Source organism: Pseudomonas sp. SDO5215_S409 (assembly GCF_054071325.1).
Genome location: NZ_JBSVWN010000133.1, coordinates 1 through 2005, shown reverse-complemented (window position 1 = coordinate 2005; position 2005 = coordinate 1). Strand labels below are relative to the sequence as shown.

Here is a 2005-nt window from a genome sequence, read left to right as displayed (position 1 = left end):
AAACACGTTAACGCTACCCGCACGGTCAAGGACGATGATCAATGAGCAGCACCTACACCGTTAAAAGTGGCGACACACTGGGGGAAATTGCCCGGCGACATGGCGTAAAGGCCGCTGAAATTCAGGCGCTTAACCCCATCATTAAAGACCCCAACCACATCTGCCCCGGTTGGGCGTTGAAGCTTCCCGGTGCCGCGCCAAAACCTGAACTGCCGCCGCCAATGCATGCGAACAATACGAGCTGGACCACGCTCAGGGGGCAACCCGAATGCCAGCAGGAACTGGTCGATGTCGTCCACATTACCGGCGAACCGCACTTTTATGTGTTGACCGAACAACAGTCCAACGCGCTGAAAAAAGCAATCAGCGCCGTTCAGACGCTGATGGATGAACTGCACCAAGCGCTGAGCACGGTTCCCGCCGACATGCCGTGCAAGACACTTCAAGACCCTGAAGCCAGCTGCCCCTGCGCCCAGTGTGTCAAGGAGGCCTGGTCGATCAAGGCCGAAGAGGCCGGGGTGCTGACGCGCGACCCCAAGCCTCGAGCGGCCACGGCGCCCTCCCTCAGCGCGGCCCAACGCCTGCAGGAAGACCTCGCAACCTTGCAGCAAGCACGCGACTGGTATCAGGACTACGCCCCCGGTTTTTTCGCAACAACGCGATTCGAGAGTAACTGGACGTCTTTGCAGGCCAGGAAAGTCCTGGAACTGGATCGGGAGATCGGCACACTGCGCGCCACACTGGCGACGCAAAAGCGCGCGGAGTCGCCACACAGCTCGACCTCTGCCAGCAGCGCAGGGCCCGACCTGAAGCGCGCGCAGAAAGCGGTCGGTGTTGAAAAACAGCAAGGCATACACAGCAAAACTGGCGTCGACATCGTCGAAATCATCCTGTTCAGCGATCCGACTCGCCGTCACTACATTCCAATGGCGTACCGCGATACCACCCTGTGGATCACCCGCGTCCCCCTTCGGGTGATGGCGGGCAAGCCGTTCAACAGACAACTCGCCACCGACCTGATCAAAGACATCCGGCAGGCGATTGGCACGGGGCGCAAAACGAGCGTCCTGGGCGGCCTTGAACTGAAGATCAGCAGCTGGACCAGCCAAGAGGACAACCTGCTCAACGCCTTGCACCGCGAGGCGAGCTGGACGATGGGTGAGCGCGATGCCGTGCCCTATGCGGTGTCGGCAGAGGCGCACGCCTGGCGCTTTGCCGCCAGTGCCAGTGCCGGGGTGAACAACTGGAACCCCAAGGAGGGCAACATCGATGTCGGGGTCAAAAGCAGCGCCACGTTCTCATTTGGCGAAGCCAGCGGGTCGCTGAATCGGTATTTCCCGAGTCAAGGCGGCTATGTCGCCAACATGGCCTACCGCAACGCCTTGGGCCAGGAAGTGCGGCGCCCCTTTGGCGTGTTTCGCCTGAGTGGCACGTTGGCGTTGTCGTGCTTTACCGGCGTCAAGGGCCAGGTTGAAGCGGGGGTTCAGACCCAATACAAACCGACGGAAACCCCGGCAGGGGCGACGGCGTTGCTGGGCACACCGACCTTGGAGGTCGGCCGCAGCGGCAATATCGGTGTCAAGTGCGAGGGTTTCGTCGGCGCTCAAGCCGGAGGTGCCCTGAGCGGGTCCTTTGATTGGGTTGAGCCGGATAAATACGGCACCGGAAAAATCATTGCGGGTCAGGCCAATGCCAGCAGCAATTGGGTCAAGTTGGCTGAGGTCAAGATGGAAGGCAACGTCGCCTGGGGTGTGGGCGGCAGTGGCGAGTTTGGGATCAGTATTGCGAACGATAGGTTAGCGATTAACTGCAAAGCCTCGCTTGTTTTAGGCCCCGGTGCGGGGGGCGGGTTTGGCACGGTGGTGGACATTGAACAGGTTGGGAAGTTGGTGTTGCTGTTTTGTAATGCCCTGGCTGATATGGATTACCGGCACTTGTTGGGTGTGACACAGGATGCGTTTAGTTACTTGGCTTCGGGGTTGTTTCGGGTGATGACGTCGCCCGG

The 2005-nt window shown here is 60.2% G+C and carries 1 protein-coding gene; it reads left to right on the top strand.

The window, feature by feature from the left end; all coding sequences use genetic code 11:
• Positions 1-41 precede the first annotated feature (41 nt).
• Positions 42-2005, top strand: a 1964-nt coding sequence (locus tag ACW9H9_RS28485) for a LysM peptidoglycan-binding domain-containing protein (RefSeq protein ID WP_457370555.1), incomplete at its 3' end; no start/stop codon positions are given.